The organism is Kitasatospora sp. NPDC052868 (assembly GCF_044547105.1).
Taxonomy (GTDB): domain Bacteria; phylum Actinomycetota; class Actinomycetes; order Streptomycetales; family Streptomycetaceae; genus Kitasatospora.
This window is the reverse complement of the sequence record NZ_JBITZW010000010.1, coordinates 257,380-282,442: the sequence shown is the minus strand read 5'-3', so window position 1 is coordinate 282,442 and position 25,063 is coordinate 257,380. Positions and strand designations below refer to the sequence as shown.

At 72.2% G+C, this 25,063-nt stretch carries 26 protein-coding genes and 1 pseudogene; 10 read left to right on the top strand and 17 right to left on the bottom strand.

Features of this window, described 5'->3' with window-relative positions; all coding sequences use genetic code 11:
• Positions 1–65: 65 nt before the first annotated feature.
• The 4 genes from ACIGZJ_RS19675 to ACIGZJ_RS19660 all read right to left on the bottom strand — a co-directional run bounded on the left by ACIGZJ_RS19675 (position 66) and on the right by ACIGZJ_RS19660 (position 3,691).
• Positions 66–2,057: a ParB N-terminal domain-containing protein gene (locus ACIGZJ_RS19675; RefSeq protein ID WP_107091151.1), complete on the bottom strand. Its 1,992-nt coding sequence runs from the start codon at positions 2,055–2,057 to the stop codon at positions 66–68.
• A gap of 100 nt (positions 2,058–2,157) precedes the next feature.
• Positions 2,158–2,619 (bottom strand): DUF6197 family protein, encoded by a 462-nt coding sequence (locus ACIGZJ_RS19670; protein ID WP_053683283.1) that lies wholly within the window; start codon positions 2,617–2,619, stop codon positions 2,158–2,160.
• A 17-nt stretch (positions 2,620–2,636) separates the two neighbouring features.
• The gene (locus ACIGZJ_RS19665) at positions 2,637–2,879 is read right to left on the bottom strand and encodes a hypothetical protein (RefSeq protein WP_053683285.1); all 243 of its coding nucleotides are present in this window, start codon (positions 2,877–2,879) and stop codon (positions 2,637–2,639) included.
• Positions 2,880–2,947: 68 nt separating this feature from the next.
• On the bottom strand, positions 2,948–3,691 hold the full coding sequence (locus tag ACIGZJ_RS19660; RefSeq protein ID WP_053683287.1) for a DUF2786 domain-containing protein: 744 nt from the start codon (positions 3,689–3,691) through the stop codon (positions 2,948–2,950).
• Positions 3,692–4,250: 559 nt separating this feature from the next.
• On the opposite strand from ACIGZJ_RS19660, the gene ACIGZJ_RS19655 reads away from it, so the two are divergent.
• The 3 genes from ACIGZJ_RS19655 to ACIGZJ_RS19645 all read left to right on the top strand — a co-directional run bounded on the left by ACIGZJ_RS19655 (position 4,251) and on the right by ACIGZJ_RS19645 (position 5,738).
• A complete protein-coding gene (locus ACIGZJ_RS19655; protein WP_053684196.1) occupies positions 4,251–4,664 on the top strand; it encodes a hypothetical protein in 414 nt (137 codons plus the stop codon).
• Between the two features lie 286 nt (positions 4,665–4,950).
• Positions 4,951–5,286, top strand: coding sequence for a hypothetical protein (locus ACIGZJ_RS19650; protein WP_396458373.1), 336 nt, complete (start codon positions 4,951–4,953; stop codon positions 5,284–5,286).
• Positions 5,287–5,378: 92 nt separating this feature from the next.
• Entirely contained in the window at positions 5,379–5,738 is a 360-nt protein-coding gene (locus ACIGZJ_RS19645; protein ID WP_159040783.1) for a hypothetical protein, read from the top strand.
• 140 nt (positions 5,739–5,878) lie between these two features.
• Here ACIGZJ_RS19645 and ACIGZJ_RS19640 read toward each other — a convergent pair whose 3' ends face one another.
• Together ACIGZJ_RS19640 and ACIGZJ_RS19635 are read right to left on the bottom strand one after the other, a co-directional pair.
• Positions 5,879–6,028 (bottom strand): hypothetical protein, encoded by a 150-nt coding sequence (locus ACIGZJ_RS19640; protein WP_199840497.1) that lies wholly within the window; start codon positions 6,026–6,028, stop codon positions 5,879–5,881.
• Positions 6,029–6,085: 57 nt separating this feature from the next.
• Positions 6,086–6,241: pseudogene (locus ACIGZJ_RS19635) on the bottom strand (DUF255 domain-containing protein); the annotation flags it as partial.
• Positions 6,242–6,468: 227 nt separating this feature from the next.
• On the opposite strand from ACIGZJ_RS19635, the gene ACIGZJ_RS19630 reads away from it, so the two are divergent.
• The 3 genes from ACIGZJ_RS19630 to ACIGZJ_RS19620 all read left to right on the top strand — a co-directional run bounded on the left by ACIGZJ_RS19630 (position 6,469) and on the right by ACIGZJ_RS19620 (position 11,713).
• On the top strand, positions 6,469–7,635 hold the full coding sequence (locus ACIGZJ_RS19630) for a serine hydrolase domain-containing protein (RefSeq protein WP_396458372.1): 1,167 nt from the start codon (positions 6,469–6,471) through the stop codon (positions 7,633–7,635).
• A gap of 114 nt (positions 7,636–7,749) precedes the next feature.
• Positions 7,750–8,916 (top strand): serine hydrolase domain-containing protein, encoded by a 1,167-nt coding sequence (locus ACIGZJ_RS19625; protein ID WP_396458371.1) that lies wholly within the window; start codon positions 7,750–7,752, stop codon positions 8,914–8,916.
• Positions 8,917–9,538: 622 nt separating this feature from the next.
• Positions 9,539–11,713, top strand: a complete 2,175-nt coding sequence (locus ACIGZJ_RS19620; RefSeq protein WP_396458370.1) for an MMPL family transporter — start codon at positions 9,539–9,541, stop codon at positions 11,711–11,713.
• 222 nt (positions 11,714–11,935) lie between these two features.
• On the opposite strand, the gene ACIGZJ_RS19615 is transcribed toward ACIGZJ_RS19620, so the two are convergent.
• Both ACIGZJ_RS19615 and mca read right to left on the bottom strand, forming a co-directional pair.
• Complete coding sequence (locus ACIGZJ_RS19615; protein ID WP_396458369.1) at positions 11,936–12,124, bottom strand: hypothetical protein; 189 nt, start codon at positions 12,122–12,124, stop codon at positions 11,936–11,938.
• A 48-nt stretch (positions 12,125–12,172) separates the two neighbouring features.
• The gene (gene mca, locus ACIGZJ_RS19610) at positions 12,173–13,078 is read right to left on the bottom strand and encodes a mycothiol conjugate amidase Mca (protein ID WP_396458367.1); all 906 of its coding nucleotides are present in this window, start codon (positions 13,076–13,078) and stop codon (positions 12,173–12,175) included.
• 239 nt (positions 13,079–13,317) lie between these two features.
• Here mca and ACIGZJ_RS19605 point away from each other — a divergent pair, with 239 nt between their 5' ends.
• Both ACIGZJ_RS19605 and greA read left to right on the top strand, forming a co-directional pair.
• On the top strand, positions 13,318–13,731 hold the full coding sequence (locus ACIGZJ_RS19605) for a DUF4307 domain-containing protein (protein ID WP_392928668.1): 414 nt from the start codon (positions 13,318–13,320) through the stop codon (positions 13,729–13,731).
• A 393-nt stretch (positions 13,732–14,124) separates the two neighbouring features.
• Positions 14,125–14,625, top strand: a complete 501-nt coding sequence (gene greA / locus ACIGZJ_RS19600) for a transcription elongation factor GreA (protein ID WP_387944600.1) — start codon at positions 14,125–14,127, stop codon at positions 14,623–14,625.
• A gap of 72 nt (positions 14,626–14,697) precedes the next feature.
• Here greA and ACIGZJ_RS19595 read toward each other — a convergent pair whose 3' ends face one another.
• From ACIGZJ_RS19595 to ilvA, 3 genes are all read right to left on the bottom strand, one after another.
• A complete protein-coding gene (locus tag ACIGZJ_RS19595) occupies positions 14,698–15,555 on the bottom strand; it encodes an ABC transporter permease (protein WP_396458366.1) in 858 nt (285 codons plus the stop codon).
• Between the two features lies 1 nt (position 15,556).
• Positions 15,557–16,618, bottom strand: coding sequence for an ATP-binding cassette domain-containing protein (locus tag ACIGZJ_RS19590; RefSeq protein ID WP_396458364.1), 1,062 nt, complete (start codon positions 16,616–16,618; stop codon positions 15,557–15,559).
• A gap of 219 nt (positions 16,619–16,837) precedes the next feature.
• Positions 16,838–18,049, bottom strand: coding sequence for a threonine ammonia-lyase (gene ilvA, locus ACIGZJ_RS19585; RefSeq protein WP_396458363.1), 1,212 nt, complete (start codon positions 18,047–18,049; stop codon positions 16,838–16,840).
• Positions 18,050–18,171: 122 nt separating this feature from the next.
• On the opposite strand from ilvA, the gene ACIGZJ_RS19580 reads away from it, so the two are divergent.
• A complete protein-coding gene (locus tag ACIGZJ_RS19580) occupies positions 18,172–18,651 on the top strand; it encodes a MarR family winged helix-turn-helix transcriptional regulator (protein ID WP_396458362.1) in 480 nt (159 codons plus the stop codon).
• A gap of 33 nt (positions 18,652–18,684) precedes the next feature.
• On the opposite strand, the gene ACIGZJ_RS19575 is transcribed toward ACIGZJ_RS19580, so the two are convergent.
• Positions 18,685–19,839, bottom strand: a complete 1,155-nt coding sequence (locus ACIGZJ_RS19575; protein ID WP_396458361.1) for a cystathionine gamma-synthase — start codon at positions 19,837–19,839, stop codon at positions 18,685–18,687.
• A gap of 142 nt (positions 19,840–19,981) precedes the next feature.
• Here ACIGZJ_RS19575 and msrA point away from each other — a divergent pair, with 142 nt between their 5' ends.
• A complete protein-coding gene (gene msrA, locus ACIGZJ_RS19570) occupies positions 19,982–20,647 on the top strand; it encodes a peptide-methionine (S)-S-oxide reductase MsrA (protein ID WP_396458360.1) in 666 nt (221 codons plus the stop codon).
• Between the two features lie 46 nt (positions 20,648–20,693).
• On the opposite strand, the gene ACIGZJ_RS19565 is transcribed toward msrA, so the two are convergent.
• The 5 genes from ACIGZJ_RS19565 to ACIGZJ_RS19545 all read right to left on the bottom strand — a co-directional run bounded on the left by ACIGZJ_RS19565 (position 20,694) and on the right by ACIGZJ_RS19545 (position 24,795).
• Positions 20,694–21,182: a DUF1203 domain-containing protein gene (locus ACIGZJ_RS19565; protein WP_396458359.1), complete on the bottom strand. Its 489-nt coding sequence runs from the start codon at positions 21,180–21,182 to the stop codon at positions 20,694–20,696.
• 160 nt (positions 21,183–21,342) lie between these two features.
• On the bottom strand, positions 21,343–22,119 hold the full coding sequence (locus ACIGZJ_RS19560) for a hypothetical protein (protein ID WP_396458358.1): 777 nt from the start codon (positions 22,117–22,119) through the stop codon (positions 21,343–21,345).
• On the bottom strand, positions 22,116–22,670 hold the full coding sequence (locus tag ACIGZJ_RS19555; RefSeq protein ID WP_396458357.1) for a SigE family RNA polymerase sigma factor: 555 nt from the start codon (positions 22,668–22,670) through the stop codon (positions 22,116–22,118). Before ACIGZJ_RS19555 ends, ACIGZJ_RS19560 begins: the two co-directional genes overlap by 4 nt.
• A gap of 280 nt (positions 22,671–22,950) precedes the next feature.
• Entirely contained in the window at positions 22,951–24,264 is a 1,314-nt protein-coding gene (locus tag ACIGZJ_RS19550; protein WP_396458356.1) for an Ig-like domain-containing protein, read from the bottom strand.
• 195 nt (positions 24,265–24,459) lie between these two features.
• On the bottom strand, positions 24,460–24,795 hold the full coding sequence (locus ACIGZJ_RS19545; protein ID WP_396458355.1) for a hypothetical protein: 336 nt from the start codon (positions 24,793–24,795) through the stop codon (positions 24,460–24,462).
• Positions 24,796–25,063: the final 268 nt, after the last annotated feature.

The following is a 25,063-nucleotide window of genomic DNA, read 5'->3' as shown; positions in this document are numbered from 1 at the left end:
GGCTCCTGGGAGGTGGCCGGGGGCGGGGCGGGTTCCCGCCCCCGGCGTCGGTTCGGTGGGGAGGATCAGGCGGTTTCGGTCTCGGCGGTCGGCTCCTCGGCCGCCGGGGCGTCCGACTCGGCCTCGGCCTCCGGCTCCGGCTCCGCATCGTCACCCTCGCCCTCTGCGTGTTCGGCCTCCGGCTCCGCGTCGGCCTGCTCGCCCTCGGCCTCGGCCGGGGCTTCCGGCTCGGGCTCGCCCTCCGGGTTCTCCTCGGCCTGCTCCGGCTGGGCGTCGGGGGCGGCCTGCCCGTCGTCGCCCTCGGCGGGTTCGGCCTCCGGCTCCTCGTCGCCCTGCTCGTCGTCGTCCTGCTGGGCGTCCGGCTCGGCCTCCTGCTCGCCTCCGCCGAGCAGGGAGGCGCGGGGCTGCTCCTTCTTCGCCGGGTCGTACGGCGTCTCGTCGGCCACGGACCGCTCGATGGGCGTCAGCTGGTACCCGAGGGACTCCAGCACGCGGAACCATGCGGCGGTGGGCTTCCGGGTCCACGGGGCCTGCTGGCTGTCGGTCCGCCATGCCGACCGGTTCGCGCACTTCTCGCGGACGGCGGCGATGGCCGCGAACTGGAGTTGAGGGGCCCGGCGCGGGTCCTTGGCGGCGTGCTGGGCGAAGGCGCTGCGGTCCTTGGCCTGCTGGGCGTTCAGCCCCAGGAACGCGGCCAGGATCTCGGTGGTGGGCTCCTTGTTCAGGTCGTCGCTGATTCCCCACGTGCCGCTGAGAAGCGCTTCGTTGACGTGGCGGATCAGGGCGTTGGTGCTGGCCTTCGGGAGGGTGCGCGACTTGATCAGGTCCGCGAGCCACTTCCGGCGGATCACCTCGGCGGCATCCCAGTCGATATTGCCCGCCTTGACGGCGGCGCGGGCGGCGCGCTCGGCCTCGACCTGGGCGGCGGTCCTCACGCCGCCGACCCCGCTGGTCCTGGCACTCTCGGGCGCGGTGTGTCCGTACAGTCCGGGGGCCGTGCAGTAGGGCTCGTACCGGTCGCCGCGCCGGTCATCGAACACCCACACCTGGCCCTTGCACCCGTTGTGGTCCTCCTCGCTGACGCCGCTCAGCCGCGACACCCGCGCGGCCCGCTCGGACAGTTCCTCAATGTCGCGGATCTTCTGCCCGGCGGCTTCCAGCTCCGCGCGGTGGGCCGCCGCCTTGGCGGCCTTGTCGCGCTTGACCCGCTCGACCTCGATGGCCCACTGAACCTTGCTCTCGTCCGCGTTCTTGGCGGCGGCGGCCTCGGTGATCGCGGCGAGCGCCTCCGGGTTGTCGGCGAACTCGGAGAGGGCGGCCATGTTCTCAAACGTCCACGTGTAGCCGCTCGCGGCGCTGATGGCGGCGCTGAGCTTCTCGTCGTTACGGACCTTGACGAGAGTGCGCACGTCCTTCTGCCTGACCCCCGCCGCCTTGGCAATGCGGCCGACCTGTGCGCCCGCCTCGGCGGCGCTGAACATGGCCTGGTTCATCTCCTTCGTGGTCAGGCCCTTGCGCTGCTCAGAGGTGGTGATCATGTCGAGGAACTGCCCGGCGGCGTCGCGGTCGTCGTCCTCCCACTCATACGGCAGGTGGGTGAGGCCCGCGTCCTGCGCACCGAAGTAGCGGCGGTGACCGTCGTTGACCTGGATGATCCCGCCCTCAAGCCGCTGGATCTTGACGGGGATGCGGCAGCCCTCGGCGCGGAAGGACTCCACGAACCGCGCGTTGATGTCGAGGTCCTCGCGGGCGTTCTCCGGGTGCGGGGTTAGCGCGTCGATCCGGATGACCGGGCGGGGCGTGAACGGCAGGGTCTCCAGCCCCGCGTCGACGGCGGCGGCAAGCCGCTGGAACCCGTCGATGATCTGCGGCACGTTGCCGTTGGTGCGCACGACGTACAGCGGCTCCTGGACGCCGTTGGCCCTCACGTCGGCCAGCAGATCGGCCGGGGCCTCGACGGAGCGGACGTTGCCGGGGTGCGCGAGGAGCTCTGCCGTGGTGATGGTCGGCCACGGGGCGGGAGCGGTCTGGACGCCGGCCTGGGTCTTGGTGGTCATCGTCGTACTGCCTTTTGGTGAGAGGTACCGCCGGGGCCGGTCGGCCCCGGCGGGGGGGTGTCGGTCGGGGGTGTTGCCCTCCCCCTTCCGACATCATTAATTAAACCATGTTCTGGAGGGTGGGACAACCGGGGACAATGTGATCGGCGTCACCCCCGTAGAGGGCTGCGGCGGAGCGGATCAGGGCGGCGGCCTCGGCGGTGGTCCGGCCGGGGGCGTCGGTCCAGCACCACAGGAGTGTGCGGCGGTAGGCGTCTTCGGTCAGCCCCAATTTCCGCCACCGGACGGGCGACACGGGGCGGCCGTTGGCCTGGTTGCTGAGCACCACCAGGGAATCGAACAGCGCCCGCTGGAAGAACTCCCACGCCTCGCCGCGCGTGGACCAGCGGGGGCGAGCGGCGCGCACGCCGCGCCCCCATGCGTGCAGCAGGTTGCACGGGGCAGTGCTGCCCATCCGGCCGGGCTGCCAGAGGTGGTCACCCTGATACAGGCCGACGCGCTCGATGTGGTCGGCGGCGGCGGTGAGGATGCGGGCGGGGGTGGCGCGGTGCCGGGACGGCATGACGGTCTCCTGGGCGGTCAAGGTGCTGTGCTTCCAACGGACTTGGCGGCAATGGTGCAGTCAGTGCAATAGCAGGGGGTGCGCCACTGATGCCCGGCCGGGCTGGTGCTGGCGAAGGTGCGGGCGGCGGTTTCGCTGATCCGGCCGGTGCCGGGGACCTTCGGGGCGGCGGCATTCCACGCCTGGGGGACGCTGTAGACCTGGAAGTAGTGGCGGCCGTCCTCGTCGGTCTTGTGGAACCTGATCCAGTCCATGAACACGCGGGGCTCCTCGGGGCGCGCGGGGGTGGGCCGGGGCGGCGGGCCGCCGCCCCGGCGGGGTGCTCGGATCAGGCGGCGAGCGATCCGGCGGACCTGACTCCGATGCGGCGGCTTCCGCCGATGTCGGCGCGGTTGCCTGCGGCGACTCCGTCGCCGTACCCGGTGCCGCTGAGGGAGCTACGCCGCTTCACGACGTTGGGATGGGCCTTCCGGTAGGCGGCCCGGACCATGGCGTCACGGTCGGCCAGCACGAGTTCGCCGCTGCGGCCGGTGACGGACGTCTCTCCGCTGGCGGCAGCTCGGGCGGCCTCCTCGATGGCCTCAAGCCGCTCGGTGACGCGCACGATGAATCCGAGCTGCCAGGAGTTGCGCCACGCCTTCGCGCTGCGCACGCCATACGGCACGGCCTGCCGGTTGAGGCCGTTGAGCATCTGGAGCAGAAGCGAGGTGTAGAGGATCTCCGCCCGCTGGACATCGGACTCATAGCCGACCACATGAACGCGGCGACCGCCGTTCGCGGCCGGGCCCATGTGAACGGCCTGGCAGCCGACCGCCTTTGCAATGAGGCACATGAGGCGGACGCGGGACATCGACCAGGGGTTGGGCAGGTCGAAGCTCTTGTCCGTAACCCCATCCCGCGACGGCTGCCCGTCGCTCAGGAGTGCCTCATCCACGCCGTACTTCGCCACCATCTCCATCGCCCGCGTGCGGGCAAGCTCGGCCTCGGCCTCCGGCGCGGCCGGGTCCTCAGCCTTGGCCAGCAGCGCCCGGATCGTTGCCAGCTTGGGGTTCGCGTCCGCCTGGGTGGTCACAGCCTGTCTCCTGGTGAGAGTGGATACCGGGGCCGGTCGGCCTCCGGTGGCCGGCTGGGGTGTTGCCCTCCCCTTCCGACATCACTAATTAAACCATGTTCTTGGGGTGGGGTCAAGCCGGACAACCCCCTGACCTGCCCTTTTCCCGCCGCCTCCACCCGCACCCGCCCGGCCGGGCCCGGCCACTACGGGCCCCGGGCGGGGTTCCCTCCTCGGTCGGACAGCGCCAGCCGGATCAGGGTTCCGGGTGGGGTGTCCAGGCTCGCGCAGCGACCGCGAAGCGGCCCGGCCTGGACACCCTGCCCGGGGCCCTGATACGCCCTCCGGGTGTCCGGCCGAGGAGGGAACCCCGCCCCCACAACCCCAACCACGAACGACGCCGCACCTACCCACCCGCCCCCTCCCCCTCCGAGAGAGGACCCGCCGGAGGCACAAAAACCTGGAAGTTCCTTCCTGTTAGCGGGATTTGAGGCGTCTGCGGACTCGTGCTTACGGTGCGCGCGGCAAGCACGGATCTAGCTGGGATGGGGAACGGGTGGGTACGACTTCGACGGCTTCGGTGAGCGCGGCGGAACTGCGGCGGCGGGTTCGCGCGGTCGAGGAGATCCAGGCCCGGACGCGGGAGCTCGCAGCGGCCAACGCTCTGGCGACGCGAGAGGCCGCAGTGACAGCGGCGAAGGCGAAGGATGCCGCCGAGGTCGCGGCGCGGGAGGCTGCCGCAGCCGTCCTTCGGCTGTTCAACAACGACGCCGAGTTGGTCGCGCAGCTGCTCGACGTCACGGCGGAAGAGCTGGAGCGTGAGGCGAAGCCTGTTACCGCAGCTCGCGCGAAGGAGGTGATCGAGGAGCTGCGCGCCCGTGCCGAGCGCCCGCGCCCCGTCCGTCGCGCCAGGCAGGCCGGCGCCGCTTCCACGGCACCTTCTGCCCCCGCTCTGGCCTCCACCTTGGAGGGCGGCCTGGCCGATGCCGGCTGAGAACGGCGGCCCTGGGCCCGGACTCTTCCCGCTTGCTGCGGTGAAGGGGTCCGGGCCCGTTCGCGTTGACGAGCAGCTCTCCCTTCTCGGCGACCCAACACCGGTGCGAATAGCTGCGGTTGAGTGGGCTGCATGGTTGGCTGATGAGTCTGTCCAGGCCCGGTACTGGGCGAAGGTCTATCGGGCCCCGGCCACGGGGTGCTGGTTCTTCACCGGTGGGATCTCCAGCACCGGGCATGCCACTTTCCGCGCCACCTCGCGGCCTGGCCGGACGCGGCGGGGCACGGTGCCCGGGCACCTGTACGGGTATCAGCTCGCGCACGGCGTCATTCCGCGGCTGGGGTGGGGCAACGATCTGACCGTCTGCCACACCTGCGACAACCACTCCTGCCAGCAGCCCGCGCACCTTCGGCTGGGCACGGCGGCGGAGAACCGGGCCGAGTGGGTGGCCCGACGGCGCGACCCGGGCAGTCCGCTGGCGGATCTGCGCGGCCCCGCCGGCCGATCCCGTGCGATCGGCGCCGCGATCCGCGCCAGTCTGGCGGCCGGCAAGTCCGAAGCGGAGATCGCCGCGCGGGTCGAAGCGGTGATCGCGGAGGGGCGCCCACTGAGCCTCTGGTGATCGGCGACACCGCCGGTACAACGGCCAGGGCGGTGTCACACCGGTGCGTTACGGTCGGCGGGAAGGTGTTGAACGTGTCAGAGGAGCCCCCGGTGCCCGAAGCCCATCCCGCCCACGTCGGCCTCCCGGCGCTCTACGGCGCCGAGGTGTCGGCCTTCCGCGGGCGATGGGTGTTGGAAGTCATCGCGCCGGGGCCCGAAGTCGTGGTCGGGCCGGTCGATCTCGGCGCTGCGGACACGCTCGTCGTCCCCGGGCCGGAGGACCCGGGCCGCTACATGATCGACCTCGAAGGCGAGGAAGTTCCGGTGCTGCCCAGGGAGGCCGCGGTGCAGCAGCTGGAGGAGCACGGCTACGTGGTGGCGGAAGAAGCGCGCGTCGACAGCAAGAGGGATCACGGCTGGGTGCAGGTCGCCGCTGCCTTGTGGACTGCTCCGTGCCGCCCCATCGCTTGAGCGTGGCGGGCACCCTGCGGGCCGGCTGAGCCAGGCTCGCCGATACCCGCCGCCGGTTCACACAACAGTGCCGTGGGCGAGGACCGATCGATCCTCGCCCACGGCACTGTTGTGTGAACCGCAGTCTGCGGCGGTGCCCCCTACTCCTCAGCAGCGGCAGCGGGTGCGCTGTCCTCCAAGCGCTGGCGGATGGCGGCGTACTTCTCGGGCCCCCACTCGGGCGAGGCAGCCAGTTCGGCCTCCACCCAAGCGTCGATACTCGCGTTCAGCTCCTCATCGTACGTGTCCATGCGACTACCCCCTGGCAACACCCCAGGTCAGGACTACCTGGTTGTGTAAGTTCATTGGCACCAGTGGCAGGCGGCGTACCCGACGCTCAACAGCACCGGCACCCCCCGCTGGCGCGCCTCCTCGAAGGCCTCCGGCCCCCACTCCCACCAGTCCACGGGATTGTCGGCGTGCTGCTGCAGGTACGGCGACGTCGCGCCCGCGAGTCGGTTCATACCTGCATCGTCCCACGAGCCGGGGCGCAGGCACTGCAACTGCCATCCGGGAAGCAGTCGGCCGATCGGCACCGGTGGCCAGGAGTACGGTCCTGGCCGGGGCCCGCTCCCGGAGTCTGCTCCCGGGCGCGGTTTCGTCCTGGGTGCGGACGAACTCCCCTGCCCCCGAATGGTCCTCTTGATCAAGGCCGGGAATCACCGGCGCCATTCATCGGAGGGGTCCTCTCGTGTACGAGCATGCACCGCACAGCCGCTTCCCGCGCTCCCGCCGGGGCGGCCGGCACCGGGCGGTGGCGGTCGTGACCGCCGTGGCCGCCGGGGTCATGGCGGCCGGGGCGCTGGCACCGACCGCGGCGTTCGCGGGCGGTAGGCCGGACAGCGTCCAGTCGAGCCTGAACGCGCTGGTGAAGGACGACGGCGTGCCCGCCGCGCTGGCCTCCGTCAAGGGCCGCGACGGCCGCACCCGCAGCTACACCGCCGGCGTCGGCGACCTCGCCACCGGAGCCAAGGTCCCCGTGGACGGGCAGATACGGATCGGCAGCAACACCAAGGCCTTCACCGCCGTCGTCGTCCTCCAGCTCGTCGCCGAAGGAAAGGTGGGCCTGGACTCCCCCGTCGAGACCTACCTGCCGGGCCTGCTGCGCGGCGACGGCATCGACGGACGCAACATCACCGTCCGTCAGCTGCTCCAGCACACCAGCGGTCTTCCCGAATACGTCGACAAGGACTCGATCCTCACCAGTCCGAAGCGGTACTACGAACCGCGCGAACTGCTGGACGCGGCCCTCGCCCAGAAGGCTCATTTCGCCCCGGGCACGCGCTGGGAGTACTGCAACACCAACTACCTGATGGCGGGCCTGATCATCCAGAAGGTCACCGGGCGGCCGCTCGGTGAGGAGATCAACCGGCGCATCGTCGACCGCATCGGCCTGCGCCACACCTACTTCCCCACCCCCGGGGAAACCGGCATCCACGAGGCCCACCCCAAGGGTTACAACCGGGAGGCCGACGGCTCGCTCCGCGACTACACCGAACTGGACCCGTCCTGGGGCTGGGCGGCGGGCGCCGTCGTCTCCACCAACACCGATCTCAACTCGTTCTTCACCGCGCTCCTCGGCGGCCGGCTCCTCCCGGCGGCCCAACTCGCCCAGATGCGCACCACGGTTGCCGCCGACGAGGTGGGTCCGGGCGTCCGCTACGGGCTGGGCCTGATGAGCCTGCCACTGTCGTGCGGCGGCCAGTACTGGGGCCACGGCGGGACCATTCCGGGCTACGAGACCGCCGGGGGCGCCACCGATGACGGCCGCGCCGTCAGCATCGCGGTGACCATGATCCCGGGTGACGTGGCCAAGCAGCGCGTGGGGGCCACGGTGGACTCCACCCTGTGCCGCTGACCCTCCCCGATCCGGCCTGAGCGTCTGCACCGGTACGACCAGCGGGTTCTGCGCGCACCTGCGCGCAGAACCCGCACACCCTGCCAATTCCCCCTCCAGTAAATGAGTTCCCTCGTGAACGAGCACGTACAGCACAACCGGGCCGACCGACGCCGCCGCGTACGGCGCGGGTTGGCGGTGGCCGTGGCCGCCTGCGCCGTGGCGGCCGGGGCACTGGCACCGACCACGGCGTTCGCGGGCGGTAGGCCGGACAGCGTCCAGTCGGACCTGAGCGCCCTGGTGAAGGACGACGGCGTGCCCGCCGCGCTGGCCTCCGTCAAGGGCCGCGACGGCCGCACCCGCAGCTACACCGCCGGCGTCGGCGACCTCGCCACCGGAGCCAAGGTCCCCGTGGACGGGCAGATACGCGCCGGCAGCAACACCAAGGCCTTCACCGCCGTCGTCGTCCTCCAGCTCGTCGCCGAAGGAAAGGTGGGCCTCGACGCGTCCGTCGAGACCTACCTCCCCGGCCTGCTGCGCGGCGACGGCATCGACGGACGCGACATCACCGTCCGTCAGCTGCTCCAGCACACCAGCGGCCTGCCCGACTACATGGAAACCCCCGCACTCCCGGACTTCACCACGATCCAGTACCGCTACTTCGAGCCCCGCGACCTCCTCGACAGCGCCCTCGCCCAGAAGGCCCGCTTCCCCGCGGGTGCCAGCTGGGAGTACAGCAACACCAACTACATCGTCGCCGGACTCCTCGTCCAGAAGGTCACCGGACGACCCGTCGGCGAGGAGATCACCAAGCGCGTCATCGACCGCATCGGCCTGCGCCACACCTACTTCCCCGTTCCCGGGGACACCCGCATCCACGAGGCCCACCCTCACGGCTACTACCGCAGCTCGCCGGACGCGCCTCCGATCGACTACACCGAGATGGACTCCTCGGCGGCCTGGGCGGCGGGGGCGATCGTCTCCACCAACACCGATCTCAACTCGTTCTACGCCGCACTCCTCGGCGGCCGGCTCCTGCCCGCGGCGCAGTTGGCCGAGATGCGCACCACCGTCCCCGCCGAGCTCCTGGGCCCGGGGGTCCGCTACGGGCTGGGCGTACAGAGCAAGCCGCTCTCCTGTGGCGGCCTCTCCTGGGGCCACGGCGGGACCACCGCCGGCTACCGCTCCCGCAACGGGATCACCGACGACGGTCGCGCCGCCGCCATCACGGTCACCACCATCCCGGGCGGGGTCGGCGCGCAGCACATGACGGACGCCCTGGACGCGGCCCTCTGCCGCTGACCCACCCCTCGCGCGTACAGGGTGCCGGGACACCCGTCCACGCCTGTCTGCGCGAGGTCGACCGCCTGCTGCCCGTCGTCCGCCTCGGCCACCACCTCGAACCCGGGGTCGGGGGCCAGGATCAGGGCCAGGCCCCGCCGCACCAGCGGCTGGTCGTCCGCGATCAGCACCCTGATCCGCTCCGGGGACCGCGTCATCCGAACCGTTCCTCTCCGCCGGCCGGCGCCACCGGCAGGCTGGCCGCCACCCGGGCGGCGGCCTTCGCCGGTTCACCCGCGACCGTCGTCCGTGAGCCAGGTGCCGTTCCCGCAACGGCCAGAGGTCCCCGGGGGGAAGCGCCCGCGGTCCATTCTCGCAGCGGCCCCCGGCCCCGGGCAGGCACCCGGGGGCCGACCTCGGACCAGGACCGTGGTCCTGGTCCGGGCCGTGTACCGGGCCCAGCTCCCGACGGCGTTCTCCTCCCCCGCTCGGACGAGAACGCCCGGTACGCCGTGATGGTCTGGAGACGTGCCGGAACTCCCCGGCTACAGCACCACAGCCGGAGGACATCGTGATCCGCGCCCTGACCGGATTCTCCACCAGGAATCCGTGGAAGGTAATCGCCGTATGGGCGGTCCTGGGAATGCTCCTGACCGTCCTGAGCCAGACCTTGATCTACCGGGTGACCCAAACGCAGACGGCCGACTTCCTGCCGAAGAGCTACGACTCGGCCGCCGCCATGAAGATCGCCCACGACCGCTTCGGGGCGAAGCCCGACGCCAACCCGGTGACCATCCTGGTCGCGCGGACCGACGGCCGGGCGCTGACCCCCACGGACCACGAGCAGATCGACGCCGGGGCGAAGCGGCTGAGCCGCTTGAAGGTCACCATGCCCAAGTCCAAGGACGCGGCGCCCCTCCAGCGGGACTACTCGCAGATCCCTCAGGTCGGTCCGGCCATGACGGCACCCGACGGAACCTTCGAGCTGCTCTCCGCCAACCTCACCGGAAACTCCGCCGACCCGGGCCTGGCGGACACCTTCCGGGCGTTCCGGGACAACGCCCGGGCGGAGTTCGCCACCCAGGGCCTGCGAACCGGCTTCACCGGAGCACTCGCCGACCAGGTCGACTCCGCCGACGACGGGAAGACCCTCGCGGCCATCGCCTCCGCCTGCTCCGTCGCCCTGATCGTGCTGCTCCACATCCTCGTGTTCCGCAGCGTCCTGGCCGCCCTGCTGCCGCTGGTCTCGATGGCCCTCATCAGCGGCGTGGCCGCCGGCGCGGTCGTGGGCACGGCGATGCTCACCGGCATCAAGCTCGACCCCTCCGTACCGAGCCTCATCACCGTGGTGCTCCTGGGCATCGGCATCGACTACTTCCTGTTCCTGATGTTCCGTTTCCGCGAACAGCTGCGGGCCCGACCTGATCGCCACCACCGCTCCATCGCCGCCGAGGTCAGTCAGAAGGTCGGCACCGCGATCACCTCGGCCGCGCTGACCATCGTCGCCGCCTTCGCCACCCTCGGGGTCGCCAGCTTCGGACAGTTCCGGGTGCTCGGCCCGGCCGTCGCGGTCTCGGTCCTGGTCATGCTGCTGGCCAGCCTCACCCTGATGCCCGCCGTGCTCGCGGCCTGCGGGCGCAAGCTCTTCTGGCCCTCACGCGCCCTCAAGGCCGAACCCCGCGAGGGCACCGCGGCCCGGTTCGGCAACCTGGTGGCCCGCCGGCCGCTGACCATGGTCCTCGCCTCGCTCGCCCTCCTGGGCGCCCTGGCCGGCGGGCTGGCCGGGATCAAGATGGACTACGGCCTGGGCGGCGGCCCCCGCACCGCGTCCCAGAGCACCGCCCTCGAGATCTCCCGCGCCCTGCCCGCCGGCGTGGCCGACCCGACCAGCGTCTACGTCGAAACCAAGAACGCCGGTCCGCTCTCCCCCGGCTCGCTCGACGGCCTGACCCAGCACCTCACCCGGGTCGCCGGGGTCGGCCAGGTGGCCAAGCCGGTCCTGAGCGAGGACCGGCAGGCCGCGCGGATCGACCTGTTCCTCACCGCGGACCCGCAGTCCCAGCAGGCCCGTGACCTGGTCTCCGGCCCGCTCCGCGCAGCCGTCGCCCAGAGCGCACCCGCCGACCTGACCGCGCACGTCGGCGGCACCCCGGCCGTCTTCGCCGACGTCTCCACCGCCGTCGACCACGACCTCCGACTGGTCTTCCCGGTCGCGGCGGTACTGATCGGCGTGATCCTGCTCCTGCTGCTGCGCAGCCTGCTCGCACCGGTGATCCTGATGGTCTCCGTCGGCCTCGGCTTCGCGGCCACCCTCGGCGCGGCCGCCCTGCTGTTCCAGCACGCAATGGACAAGCCGGGCGTCAACTTCACGCTGCCGCTGGTCCTGTTCCTGTTCGTGGTCGCGCTCGGCACCGACTACAACATCCTGATCAGCGACCGGATCCGGGAGGAGATGGAACACCCCGGGCCGCCCCGGGCCGCGGTCGCGCGCGCCCTGCGGCACACCGCCCCGGCCATCGCGACGGCGGGCCTCGTCCTGGCCGGCTCCTTCGGCAGCCTCGCGGCGACCCCGCAGCCCTCCACCCAGCAGATCGGCTTCGCCACCGCGCTCGGCATCCTGCTCTCCGCGTTCCTGCTGTCCATCGTGCTGGTGCCCGCCCTGGCCGCGATCCTCGGCCGCAGCCTGTGGTGGCCCGTGCGCCCCGAACGCACAACCACCCAACCCACCGGTCGGCACCACGCAGGCACGACGGGATCGCCGCAGTCGCCGCCCCAGTCCCAGTGGCCCGCGCCGCAGCACCAGGACACCTACCTGTAGAAGGCCGATGAAGGTCCTGGTGTGGTCCGGGCTGCCGCCGTCAGGCGGTGGCCCGGATTTGCCGGGTGGTGCCGCCGTGGTGGAGTCCGCACCTCGCGCTGGGCGCCCGCCCGCATGCCGGTGCCGATCGTCGCCGGCGCCGGCCGCTTCCTCCGGGTTCGCACCGGCGTGTACCCGGGTGGGGCCGGGGCGGCGGCCGCCCGTCCGGTCAGGCGGACGCCGTCACTCCTTCGGGGTCTCCGGCTCCTCGACGAAGTTCACGCGCTTGAACTGCTTGTTCATGGACTTGACCAGGAACCACGTGGCGACGCCGAGGGCGGCGAAGACCACGAAGCCCAGGAGGCCCGGGGTCACCTTCTCGTCGGGGACGAGGTCGGCGGCGAGGCTGGTGAGGTTCACGGGGGTGCTCATCTCTCCATGGTGGCCCGGCTCACGGGGAGCCGGGCCACCGGGGGTGGGTCAGTCGCGCGTGTCGGCGGCCTCGGCCGCCAGGCTGGGGGTGCGCAGGCCGGCGAACAGGTCGTCCTCCGGCAGGTCGGCGTCGATCAGGGTGCGGGCCAGCTCGTAGTCCTCGGTCGGCCAGACCTCGCGCTGGACCTCCAGCGGGACGCGGAACCACGGCCCGTCCGGGTCGATCTGGGTGGCGTGCGCGATCAGCGCGCGGTCCCGGGTCTCGAACCAGTCGTCACAGCGGACCCGGGTGGTGATCTCGCGCTCCTTGCGGCCGCTCTTCTCCCAGCCCTCGATCCACTCGCCGTAGGGCGACTCGTGGCCGTTCTCGCTGAGGTACGCGTGCAGCGCGCGGATGCGGCCCATCGGGAAGCCGTGGTTGTAGTAGAGCTTCAGCGGCTGCCAGGGCTCGCCGGCCTCCGGGTAGGCGTCCGGGTCCCCGGCGGCGTCGAAGGCCAGCATGGTGATCTTGTGGGTCATGATGTGGTCGGGGTGCGGGTAGCCGCCGTTCTCGTCGTAGGTCGTGATGACCTGCGGCTTGAACTCCCGGATCAGCCGGACCAGCGGCTCGGCCGCCTCCTTGACGTCCTTCAGCCCGAAACAGCCCTCGGGCAGCGGGGGCAGCGGGTCCCCCTCGGGCAGGCCGGAGTCGACGAACCCCAGCCAGGCCTGCTTGACCCCGAGGATCGCGCGGGCCTCGTCCATCTCCTTGCGCCGGACCTCGTGGATGTTCTCCTCGATCTCCGGACGCCCCTGCAGCTTCGGGTTGAGGACCGACCCGCGCTCCCCCCCGGTGCAGGTTGCCACCAGTACGTCCACCCCCTGCTCGACGTACATGGCCATGGTCGCCGCGCCCTTGCTGGACTCGTCGTCCGGGTGGGCGTGCACCGCCATCAGTCGCAACTGCTCAGTCAACGCCTGCGTTCCTTCCACCAATGTCCGGGCCTGCCGTCGCTCCGGCCTGCCCATCGTCCCAGCCGCTCGGTTCGGGGACCGCGTCGCCGCGGGACCGGCCACCGGAGATGCCACCGACACGGCCGAGCCCCGCCCCCGCCGAACCGGCCGCGGGCGTGCCCCTCCTATAGTGACGGACTGGAGGAGCCTTACATTCCCCCGCACCACCTGGCGGCCCTCCGAGGAGAGGACTGAGCCCGATGAGCGCAGGTACCACCGCCCCGCAGTTGCCCGAGGGCCGCTACGGCCGGCGCAGCGACCGCGAGGCGGACCGGCGGCTCAAGGTGGTGGGCGCGGTCGTCGCCGTCCTGGCGCTCGGCCTGGTGGCCTGGCTGGGCGGCTCGTACCTGATCCGCGAGACCACCATCAACGGCAGCGTCCCGACCTTCCAGGCGGTCTCGGACTCCGAGGTGAAGCTGCACCTGGCCGTCCGCAAGAGCGACGGCACCGCGGGCAGCTGTACCGTCCGCTCGCAGAGCGCGGACGGTGCGGTGGTCGGGGTGGCCGACTTCCCCGTCCCGGCCGAGCACGACAGCTACGACGCCTGGGTGAGCCTGCGGACCACCGCTCGCGGCACCACCGCCGAGCTGCTGGGGTGCACCCCGGCCAAGTAGCCGGGCCAGCCCCGGCCTAGTAGCCCGCCCCGGTCCCGGACAACCGGCCGACCCGCCCGTCCCGGCCCCGGCCAGCTGGCAGGCCCAAGGTCCAGGCCGGGTATTCGGTGGCGGTTGCGGCCCGCCCCGGCGCATATTCGATCCGGGGAGCGGGAATCGGTTCAGGAAGTCCGACCCGCCCGTCCTGTACACCTTGGCGCAATGCCGTCGTCAATGGCACGCCAACGACTCTCCCGCTTGTCGGCGGGAGTTGTTAGGCTCGTGGTTTCGCCCCTCTCGCACCGGATGGTACGGGAGCGGGCGTTGCTTTGTAGTTAAGACCGATATCACCACCACACCCCCTGCTGACGACTCACACCCTCAGCACAGCCCCAGCACCTACGAGGAGCACCCGTGACCCAGACCAGCGACCACGTGACCTGGCTCACTCAGTCCGGCTACGACCAGCTCAAGGCCGAGCTGGAGCATCTGACCGGCCCCTGGCGCATCGAGATCGCCCAGAAGATCGAGGCGGCACGCGAAGAGGGTGACCTCAAGGAGAACGCCGGCTACCACGCCGCCAAGGAGGAGCAGGGCAAGTACGAGCTGCGCATCCGCCAGCTCACCCAGCTCCTGGAGCGCGCGAAGGTCGGCGAGGCCCCGGCGGACTCGGGCGTGGTGGCCCCGGGCATGGTCGTCACGGTCGCCTTCGACGGCGACGAGGACGACACCATGACCTTCCTGCTGGGCTCGCGCGAGATGGCCGGCGGCGCCGACCTGAACATCTACTCCCCGCAGTCCCCGCTGGGCCGCTCCATCGACGGCAAGGCGATCGGCGACGACGCCAGCTACGAGCTGCCGAACGGCAAGCAGGCCTCGGTCAAGATCATCGAGGTCAAGCCGCACGCCGGCTGACCCGCGCAGAACCGACGAGGGCGGCCGTGGAGGGATCCACGGCCGCCCTCGCGCGTACCCGCGCCGGGCCGGTCAGCCCGAGGCCGAGCGGTACTTGCGCACCGACAGCCAGGAGAACACCCCGGTGATCACCAGCGACCAGAGCACCGACACCAGCACCGCGTGCTGCATCGGCCAGGCGCTGTCCACCGGGCCCACCTGGTTGCCGAACAGGTCGCGGCAGGCCTGCACGGTGGCGCTGAACGGGTTCCAGTAGGCGATCCCCTGGAGCCAGCCCGGCATGCTGCTGATCGGCACGAAGGCGTTGGAGATGAACGTCAGCGGGAAGAGCCAGATCAGCCCCGCCGAGGTGGCCGCCTCCGGGCTGCGCACCGAGAGGCCGATCAGCGCGCCGATCCAGGAGAAGGCGTAGCCGAGCAGGAGCAGCAGCGCGAACGCGCCCAGCGCCTTCGGCACGCCGTTGTGGATCCGCCAGCCGACCAGCAGCGCGACCACCGCCAGCACCACCAGGGTGAACGCCGTCTGGCAGAGGTCCGCGAGGGTGCGGCCGACCAGCACCGCCGAGCGGGCCATCGGCAGCGAGCGGAACCGGTCGACCAGGCCCTTGGTCATGTCCTCCGCGATGCCGGCGGAGGCGCCGGCCGTGGCGAAGGTGACCGTCTGGGCGAAGATGCCGGCCATCAGGAACTGGATGTACGTGGACGAGCTGGCCTGCGTCCCGGGGATCTGGATGGCCCCGCCCATGACGTACGAGAACAGCAGCACGAACATCACCGGCTGCATGAGGCCGAAGACCACGATCTCGGGAATCCTGGTCATCCGGCGCAGGTTGCGCTTGGCGACGACCCAGGAGTCGTGCAGGGTGGCGGCCGCCCCCCGGCGCTGCTTGGGGATCGCCCCGCCGATGGCGTGCTCGGTGGCGGTCGTCATCTCACAGCTCCTTGCCGGCCGGGACGGCCTGCTTGTCCGGGCCCTGGCCGTCGTCGTCGCCCGACCCGCCCCTGCCGGGCCCGCGGCCCCGCCCCTTGCCCGCGGCGCCCTCCTCCTCCTCGGCCTCCGTGACGTGGCCGGTGAGCGAGAGGAAGACGTCGTCGAGGGTCGGGCGGCGCAGACCGATGTCGTCGATCTCGATCGAGCGGGAGTCCAGTTCGCGGATCGCGTCGGCGAGCACCCGGGCGCCGCCGCTGACCGGCACGGTGATCTTCCGGGTGTTCTTCTCCACCGCGGCCTCGCCCTTGGCGTACGCGGCCAGTGCGGTGACCGCCTCGGTGACCAGGTCGGCGCGGTGCACCACCACCTCGATCCGCTCACCGCCGATCTGCGCCTTGAGCTGGTCCGCGGTGCCCCGGGCGATCACCCGGCCGTGGTCGACCACGGCGATGTCGTGGGCGAGGCGGTCCGCCTCCTCCAGGTACTGGGTGGTGAGCAGCAGGGTGGTGCCCTGCTCGACCAGGGTCTCGATGACCTCCCAGAGGGCGAGCCGGTTGCGCGGGTCGAGGCCGGTGGTCGGCTCGTCCAGGAACATCACCGGCGGCCGGACGACCAGGGCGGCGGCCAGGTCGAGCCGGCGGCGCATACCGCCGGAGTAGGTCTTGGCGGTGCGGTCCTTGGCCTCGGCGAGGTTGAACCACTCCAGCAGCTCCAGCGCCCGGGCCTTCGCCTCGCGGCTGCTCATCTGGTAGAGCTCGCCGACCATCTGCAGGTTCTCGAAGCCGGTGAGGTACTCGTCGACGGCGGCGTACTGGCCGGAGAGGCCGATCAGGCTGCGGACCCGGTTGGGGTGCTTGAGCACGTCGACCCCGGCCACCACCGCGCGGCCGGAGTCGGGCTGGAGCAGGGTGGTGAGGACGCGCACGGTGGTGGTCTTGCCCGCGCCGTTCGGGCCGAGCAGCCCGAGCACCGTGCCCTCGGGGACGTCGAGGCTGACGCCGTCCAGGGCTCGGACGTCTCCGAAGGTCTTCACCAGGTTCTCGGCTTGGATGGCTGGCGGCATGGGCCTGCCTCATCTCCTCGGACGATATGGGGTGATCTGTCCCACTCTGCCCCGAACACCGACATGCGGGCGACTCGGTTTCCGCGCGCACGGGCCCGCCCGCCACGAAGAACACGATGTATCGCGAGCCTGGCAGCTCGCGATATATCGCGTCAAGGGGTTTATGTGATCCAGACCACGCCAACGTGGCCCGGCCCCCCGTTGCCGTTGCCGCTACCGCTACCGCGAGACGACGAACCCCGCGTCCCGCAGCTCGCCGACCACCACCGCGCAGTGCTCCGGCCCCTTGGTCTCCAGGTGCAGGTCCACCTCGACCTCGGTCAGGCCCAGCTGCGGATCGATCCGGACGTGCGCCACGTCCAGCACGTTGGCGTCCACCCGCGTCAGCACCGCGAGCAGGTCCGCCAGCGCACCCGGCTTGTCCGCCAGCCGCACCCGCAGCGACAGGTAGCGCCCGGCCGCCGCCAGCCCGTGCCGCAGCACCCGCTGCATCAGCTGCGGATCGATGTTGCCGCCGGACAGCACCGCCACCACCGGGCCCTCGAAGGACTCCGGCTGCTCCAGCAGCGCCGCGATCGGGCTGGCCCCGGCGGGCTCCACCACCAGCTTCAGCCGCTCCAGCCCGAGCAGCAGGGCGCGGGAGAGCGAGTCCTCGGAGACCGTCCGGATGCCGTCGGCCAGGGTGTTGACCACCTCGAACGGGATGTCCCCGGGCCGGCCGACCATGATCCCGTCCGCCATCGTCGCGAAGTGCTCCAGCGTCACCGGCCGCCCGGCCGCCAGCGAGGGCGGGTACGCGGCCGCGGCCGCCGCCTGCACCCCGATCACCCGCACGTCCGGGCGCAGCGGCTTGACCGCCGCCGCGATCCCCGCCAGCAGCCCGCCGCCTCCCACCCCCACCAGGATGGTGCGCACCTCGGGGCACTGCTCCAGGATCTCCAGGCCGACGGTGGCCTGGCCGGTGACCACGTCCCAGTGGTCGAACGGGTGGATGAACACCGCGCCGCTCGCGTCCGCGTACCGCTGCGCGGCCTGCAGCGCCTCGTCCACCGTGGCACCGTGCAATCGGACCTCCGCGCCGTACTCGCGGGTCGCCGCGACCTTGGGCAGCGGCGCGGCCACCGGCATGAAGACGGTCGAGCGGACCCCGAGCAGCGCGGCCGCCAGCGCCACGCCCTGGGCGTGGTTCCCGGCGCTCGCCGCGACCACCCCGCCGGCCCGCTGCACCGGTGACAGCCCCGCGATCCGCACGTACGCCCCGCGCAGCTTGAACGAGCCGGTGCGCTGGAGGTTCTCGCACTTCAGGTGGACCGGTGACCCGATCAGCGCGGAGAGGTACCGACTGCCCTCCATCGGCGTCACCCGGGCGACCCCGGCGAGCATCTTCTGGGCGCCGCGGACATCGTCGATGGTGATCGGCCAGCTCTGCATAGCGCCAGCCTACGGCGGTCGTCACCGCCAACCGGGGATGTCGGGACTGTTCCCGGGCCCGCCCCGCGCGCGTACGCTGCTGCTTCTGAGCCTCCCTCACCGCACGACGATCGTGAGCCGCGATGACGACGACCTCGCCCCAGGCCACCGACCGCACCGACCCCGTGCACAGCCAACTCCAGTACCACCTGGCGGTCTTCGCCCGCCGGATGGAACAGGTCCGGACCTCCGACGGCGTGGGCGCCCTGGACCGGGCCGCCTACCTCCTGCTCGACCGCCTGGAGCGGCACGGGCCCGCCAACATCAAGGCCCTCGCCGACGCCCTCGGCGTCGACTCCTCGACCGTCACCCGGCAGGTCGCCCCGCTGGTGGCCTCCGGCCTGGTCGGCCGGGTCCAGGACCCGGCCGACCGCCGCGCGGTACGGCTCGCACTGACCCCGCTCGGCTCCCGCCGGCTGGCCGAAGTGCTGGCCGGCCGGGCCGAGTTGGCCCGCCGGCTGGTGGCCGACTGGCCGCCCGAGGAGCAGCGCGCGTTCTGCGCGCTGCTGGCCCGCTTCAACGACTCGATGGAGTCCTACGCGGCCGGGCGGACGGGCGACTGACGCGGGCCGACCGGGCCCAAGGCCCTTCCGGACCTAGCCCAGCGCCTGCTGCAGGTCCGCCAGCAGGTCGTCGATCGACTCGATGCCCACCGAGACGCGCACCAGGTCGGCGGGCACCTCCAGGGCGGAGCCGGCCACCGAGGCGTGGGTCATCCGGCCCGGGTGCTCGATCAGCGACTCGACGCCGCCCAGCGACTCGCCGAGGGTGAACAGCCGCGCGCGGTTGCAGACCTCGACCGCCGCCTCCTCGCCGCCGTTGACACGGAAGGAGACCATGCCGCCGAAGGCCTTCATCTGCTTGGCCGCGATGTCGTGGCCCGGGTGCTCGGGCAGGCCCGGGTACAGCACCTGGCTGACCTTCGGGTGGCCCGCGAGCAGCTCGGCGACCTTCTCCGCGTTGGAGCTGTGGCGGTCCATCCGGACACCGAGGGTCTTGATGCCGCGCATGACCAGCCAGGCGTCGAACGGGCCGGAGACCGCGCCCATCGCGTTCTGGTGGTACGCGACCTCCTCGCCGAGGCCCGCCTCGGCCAGCACCAGGGCGCCGCCGACCACGTCCGAGTGGCCGCCCATGTACTTGGTCGTGGAGTGCACGACCGCGTCCGCGCCCAGCGCGATCGGCTGCTGCAGGTACGGGCTGGCGAAGGTGTTGTCGACCACCAGCAGCGCGCCGGCGCCGTGCGCGATCTCGGCCAGCGCGGTCAGGTCGGTGATGCCCAGCAGCGGGTTGGACGGGGTCTCCACCCAGACCGCGCGGGTGTTGGGGCGCAGCGCCTCGCGGACGGTCGCCAGGTCCTGGGTGTTGGCGACGGAGAACTCGACGCCCCAGCGGGTCAGCACCTTGGCGAAGAGCCGGAAGGTGCCGCCGTAGGCGTCGTTGGGGATCACGATGTGGTCGCCCGGCTTGAGGATGGTGCGCAGCAGGGTGTCCTCGGCGGCGAGGCCGGAGGCGAAGGCGAGGCCGCGGGCGCCGCCCTCCAGCGCCGCGAGGCACTCCTCCAGCGCGGTCCGGGTCGGGTTGGCGCTGCGGCTGTACTCGTATCCGCCCCGCAGGCCGCCCACCCCGTCCTGCTTGTAGGTGGACACCTGGTAGATCGGCGTGACGACGGCCCCGGTCTGGGGGTCTGCTTCCTGACCCGCGTGGATGGCGAGAGTCTCGAAGCCCTGGGGAAGCTGGTGCTCGGTCATGGCTCCGAGCGTAGTGGGCGAATCCGGGAGTGCCTCCCGGAATGCGGCGGCGCCCGGCGGAAAGCCGCCGGGCCCCAGGAATCCGCGGGCGGCCGTTCGCGTTGGAACCTGCACCACCCCTCCCGACCAGCTGGAGCAGGCCGTGCTGTTCAACCGCGACAAGACCTCGCTCGTCCCCGCCGACCAGGCGCTGCCCGGCCGGGAGGCGCCGGGCTTCACCCTGCGCGAGCCGCACACCGTGCTCGGCCACCCGCTCACCGGCCCGTACCCCGAGGGCTTGGAGGTGGCCGACTTCGGGCTGGGCTGCTTCTGGGGCGCGGAGCGGACGTTCTGGCGCCTGCCGGGGGTCTGGACGACCCTGGTCGGCTACCAGGGCGGATACACCCCCAACCCGACGTACGAGGAGGTGTGCAGCGGGCGGACCGGGCACACCGAGGCGGTCCGGGTGGTCTTCGACCCGGCGGTGATCACGTACGAGCGGCTGCTGAAGACCTTCTGGGAGGCGCACGACCCGACGCAGGGCAACCGCCAGGGCAACGACGTGGGCAGCCAGTACCGCTCCGCCGTCTACACCCACTCGCCCGCCCAGGCGGCCGCCGCGGCCGCCACCCGGGAGGCCTTCCAGCCCGCGCTGACCGCGATCGGCCTCGGGTCGATCACCACCGAGATCGCCCCGGCGGGCCCCTTCTACCCCGCCGAGCCCTACCACCAGCAGTACCTGTCGGAGGCCAGGAACCCCAACGGCTACTGCGGCCTCGGCGGCACGGGTGCCAGCTGCCCGATCGGGGTCGCCCGCACCGGGGGCTGACCGGGGCCGGCGCCGGCCGCGGTCAGCCCCGTACCGGAACGCGGTCTCAGCCCCGCCGGACTTCGTGCATGAAGCAGCCGAAGTGCAGCGCGCGGACGTGCACCACGGCGACCTCGGGGTCGGCGAGCAGGGCGGCCGCGCCCGCCTCGGCGGTCTCGGGGGTGACGGTCACGCCGCCCAGGACGTGCCCTCGGCGGTCGTAGGCGCGCAGCACCCGCTCGCCGCCGTGGAACGCGGTCGGCCAGTCGGAGCCCGCGCCGGGGCAGGGCCCGTCGTGGAGGAAGACCGGGCCGAGCTCGTCGTACGGACCCGGGTCGACCCCGGTCTCGGCGGCCCAGCGGCGCAGCGGGGCGTAGCCGACGAGGGCGATCCGGTCGCCGGGCAGCGCCCGGCTGAGGCAGCAGCGCAGCGGGGCGCCGCCCTCGTGGTCCACGGACCGCACGGGCGGGCGCCCGGCGTCGTCGCGGACCAGCAGGGTGGCGTGCACGGCCGGGTCGATCGGCCGGACGGTCAGGGCGGGGGCGGTGGTCGTCATGCCCCCAGCCTCCCGCCGAAGCCGCGCCGAGTCCGGCGGGTTTCGGTCATCGCGTTGGACTGCGCACAGCGCCGGGCGCCGGGGCCTGCGATCCCCCCGGACCGCAGGCCCCGACGCCTTGAACTGGGCCTTCTCTTTCGGATCTGCCGGGAGAGAGGACCTAGAGGTGGGCCGGGGCGTTCCGGACCGCACCGTCCGCGCCGCGCCCCGGCAGTTCGGCCAGCAGCTTGCCCTCCGCGTCGTACGCGGCGACGGCGGGTGTGGCGAATCGGCCCTGCGCGGCCGTGGGCTCGCCCGGCAGCACCACGTAGTACGCGGTCCAGCCCTGCATGCCGGCGGTGGTGACCAAGGTGGCGACGGTCGACGTCCCGTTCTGGAACGCGACGATCCGGGCCGGGGCCGGGCCCAGGTAGAGGCTGGCCAGGACGACCCGGTCGGTGCCGAAGCTCCCCTGGGCGTAGATGCTGGGCCTGTCGTGATCCAGGTTGTCGCTGGTGGAGTCGCGGCAGCCCGATCCGCTGCCCCAGACACCGTTCCGGTCCCGGTACTCGTCGCACTTCTCGGTCGCGGTGACCCAGATCCTGGCGCCGTCGGCGAACTCCAGCTTCTCGCCGGCCGCCACCTGCCGGACCGGGGAGAGCGGCAGCGCCGCGGTGCCCGGTGTGGGCACCGCACTCGGGGTCGGCGCCGCGGCCGGGGCCGCGGCCGTGCCGGGCAGCGCCGGGGCGGCCGCCGCACCGCCCCCGCCCCCCGTGTGCTGCACGGTCACCGCCGCGGCGCCGCAGACCAGCGCCACGGCCAGGCCGGCCGCACCCGCGCCGACCACCCGCCGGCTCCGCCGCCGCCGGGACCGGGCGATGATCCGCCCCGGGTCCAGTCCGGCCGGTTCCCGGTCGTCCTCGTTGAGCAGCTCGCCGAGCCGCGTCTCGAAGCTCACACCTTCTCCTCGATGTCAGTGGGGTTCCAGCCCGCCGCACCGCCGAGGCGGTCGGCGAGCTCGGGACGTGCGCGCAGCTTCGCCAGTGCCCGGTGCAGGGTGCTCTTCACCGTGCCGGGTGCGATGCCCAGCTCGGCGGCGATCCCGGCCTCGCTCAGATCGGCGTAGTAGCGCAGCACCACGACGCTGCGCTCCCTGCCGGTCAGGGCGGCCAGCGCCTGCTGCAGCACGGCCCGCTGGGCCTGCCGCTCGGCGAGGTCCTCCGGACCGGCCCGGTCGGGTGCGCGGTCGGTGGGCAGCTCGCGGTTGCGCAGCAGCCGCCACCAGTCGCGGTGCTGGTTGACCACGATCCGGCGCACATAGGCGGTCGGGTCGTCGGCGCTGATCCGGTGCCAGTGCCGGTAGGCGCGTTCCAGCGCCGACTGCACGATGTCCGAGGCACGGTGCGGGTCACCGGTGAGCAACTCGGCCAGCCGGACCAGCCGTCGGCCGTTGCCGACCACGAACGCGCTGAACTCCGCGTCCCGGCACTCTCTCTGCTCGCGTTTCACACCCCCCTGACTCCTCGACCGGTCCGGGTGGTTCGGTCCCGGACCGGAGAAGTTTTCACCGGTCCGGAGCGGGCTCACCCGGAGCGGGCGCCCTCGGCTCCGGCCCACCCCGAGCCGGCGCCATCGGGGACGAGCGCCCTCGGCGCCGGCCCACCCCGAGCGGGCGCCGTCAGCGGGCGACGCGGCACACGCCGGACGCATCACGCCCCGGACGCAGGGCACACCGACACGGCGCAGGCCGGCCCGGCAGGAGCCGGACCGGCCTGCGGGCCGTTCGGGATCAGATCGCGCTGCCGGCCGTCCAGGCCGCCCAGCCCAGGTTCCAGCCGTTCAACCCGTTGGACGGCTCGACGGTCTTGTCGCCGGAGTTCACGACCTCGACCACGTCGCCGACCATCGAGCTCTTGTAGAACCGGTAGCCGTCGGTGCTCTGGTCCTGCCCGCCCTTGGCGTCCTTCAGGCCGACGCAGCCGTGGCTGGTGTTCTGGCCGCCGAAGATCGAGGACGGCGACCAGTAGTTGCCGTGGATGAAGGTGCCGGAGGTGGTCAGGCGCTGGGCGTGCGGCACGTCGGAGATGTCGTACTCGCTGCCGAGGCCGACGGTCTGCGAGTTCATCCGGGTCTGCTGGAACTGCTCGGAGATGACCATCTTGCCGCCCCAGGTGCGGTACTCGGGCGCGCCGCCGGAGATCGCGTAGACGGCGCTCACCTGGCCGTCGGTGGTGACGGTGAGCTTCTTGGTGGCGAGGTCGGCGACGCTGGTCTGGGCCCGGCCGATGGTGAAGCGGACGTCCTTCGACTGGGTGCCGTACACGCCCTTGGCGCCCTCGACGTCCTTGAGCCGGAGCTGGACGGTGACCTTGGTGCCCTTCGCCCAGTACTCCTGGGGACGGAAGTCGAGACGGGTGCTGGAGAACCAGTGCCCGACGATCTCGACGCCCGGCTCGGCTGTCACCGTGATCGCCTGCTGGACGGTCTTGCGGTCGGTGACCGGCTTGCTGAAGTTGATCGAGACCGGCATGCCGACGCCGACGGTGGAGCCGTCCTCGGGGGTGAAGTAGCCCACGAAGGTGTTGGCCGGGGTCGCCGTGGTGAAGGAGGTGTTGGCGTCCGCCTCCAGCTTGTCCTTGTCGGTGGCGGTGGCGGCGACCGTGTACTTGGTGCCGCTGGCCGGCGCGGCCGCGGAGGTCCAGCCGGTGCCGTCGGAGGAGAGCCGGCCCGCCAGCGCCTTTCCGGCGGCGTCGGTGACCTTGACCGAGCCCAGGGTGCCGTTGGCGACCGTGACCTTGACCGGGTCGCTGAAGCTGGCACCGGTGGCGCCGTCGGCGGGGGTGACGGTGATGACGGCGGCCGAGGTCTTCGGCGAGCTGCTCGCGGCGGTGGTCGGCCCGCCCGAACCGCCGGCGCCCGGGGTGCCCGCCGTTCCGCCGGAGCCGGCGTTGCCGCCGGAGCCGCTGGACCCGGCCGAGCCGCTCTTGTCGTCGTTGCAGGCCGCCAGCAGCAGGACCGGCGCCCCGATCAGACCCGCCAGCACGCCGCGCCGGCTCCAGTTGCTGCTCCCGGCCGACCGACCCTGCCCGTCCCGTGCAGTCACGTCACGCTCTCCCTGCTGATCATCCCGGGCATTACGGATAGAAAAACGCAATCCGACCCTTCACGGTTCCACCGCCAACGGGAAGCGATCGTATGAGACTACTCAACTTCCCGCCAAATATGGACAAAATGCCCGGCCTGCACAGGGCAGACCGGGCAGTCACGCGATGTGACGGTGGGGTCGCCCCCGGGGTGACTACTCGGCGGGCTCCTCCACCGTGTACTCGTCCCACTCCCCCTCGGGGTCGAACTCGGTCTGCGCGGACTCCCAGGTCGCCGAGGCGAGCTCCACCCCGGGAACGTCCCCGAGCAGGGCGACCGGGTCGATGAAGTGGGCGAGGGAACCCGACGGGTCCACCTCGATGGCCTCGACGGACTGGGCGCGCTCGTCGTCGTCGAGGTACTCGTCGGCCGTCACCTGCTGCAGGGCGGCCGCCTTGAGCGCCTGCTCGTCGGTGATCTCGGCGATGAGCTCGATGCTGAGCCGGACGTAGCGCGGGGCGTCCTGGCCGGTCGTGTCAGTGCTGGTCATGCGTGCGAGGTTACGGGAAACGGACACCGGAAGGGCCGGCCCCTCCGGGGAGGGACCGGCCCGCCGCCTCCGCCGGGCTCCCCCACCCGGGAGCCGCGGAGACGCGCCAAGCGGCGCGGTGAACGCCCGTGGGAGCCGCCGCACCCTGTCGACCGGCCGAAGCCGGACAGGGGCGGGACGACGGCGCCTCCCACTGACGGGCCCCTCCCGCTCCCGATGCCGGGGAGGGAGGGCGGGACACGGCCGGCCGGGTCAGGGCCGGCCGGTG

What these genes read in the sequence shown, in the direction of transcription:
- ACIGZJ_RS19580 (WP_396458362.1), top strand. Translation starts at nt 18,172, where the DNA reads ATGACGACGACCTCGCCCCAGGCCACCGACCGCACCGACCCCGTGCAC.
- ACIGZJ_RS19620 (WP_396458370.1), top strand. Translation starts at nt 9,539, where the DNA reads ATGCTCCTGACCGTCCTGAGCCAGACCTTGATCTACCGGGTGACCCAA.
- ACIGZJ_RS19595 (WP_396458366.1), bottom strand. Translation starts at nt 15,555, where the DNA reads ATGACGACCGCCACCGAGCACGCCATCGGCGGGGCGATCCCCAAGCAG.
- ilvA (WP_396458363.1), bottom strand. Translation starts at nt 18,049, where the DNA reads ATGCAGAGCTGGCCGATCACCATCGACGATGTCCGCGGCGCCCAGAAG.
- ACIGZJ_RS19605 (WP_392928668.1), top strand. Translation starts at nt 13,318, where the DNA reads ATGAGCGCAGGTACCACCGCCCCGCAGTTGCCCGAGGGCCGCTACGGC.
- ACIGZJ_RS19590 (WP_396458364.1), bottom strand. Translation starts at nt 16,618, where the DNA reads ATGCCGCCAGCCATCCAAGCCGAGAACCTGGTGAAGACCTTCGGAGAC.
- ACIGZJ_RS19670 (WP_053683283.1), bottom strand. Translation starts at nt 2,619, where the DNA reads ATGCCGTCCCGGCACCGCGCCACCCCCGCCCGCATCCTCACCGCCGCC.
- ACIGZJ_RS19675 (WP_107091151.1), bottom strand. Translation starts at nt 2,057, where the DNA reads ATGACCACCAAGACCCAGGCCGGCGTCCAGACCGCTCCCGCCCCGTGG.
- ACIGZJ_RS19565 (WP_396458359.1), bottom strand. Translation starts at nt 21,182, where the DNA reads ATGACGACCACCGCCCCCGCCCTGACCGTCCGGCCGATCGACCCGGCC.
- ACIGZJ_RS19575 (WP_396458361.1), bottom strand. Translation starts at nt 19,839, where the DNA reads ATGACCGAGCACCAGCTTCCCCAGGGCTTCGAGACTCTCGCCATCCAC.
- ACIGZJ_RS19545 (WP_396458355.1), bottom strand. Translation starts at nt 24,795, where the DNA reads ATGACCAGCACTGACACGACCGGCCAGGACGCCCCGCGCTACGTCCGG.
- ACIGZJ_RS19640 (WP_199840497.1), bottom strand. Translation starts at nt 6,028, where the DNA reads ATGGACACGTACGATGAGGAGCTGAACGCGAGTATCGACGCTTGGGTG.
- ACIGZJ_RS19615 (WP_396458369.1), bottom strand. Translation starts at nt 12,124, where the DNA reads ATGAGCACCCCCGTGAACCTCACCAGCCTCGCCGCCGACCTCGTCCCC.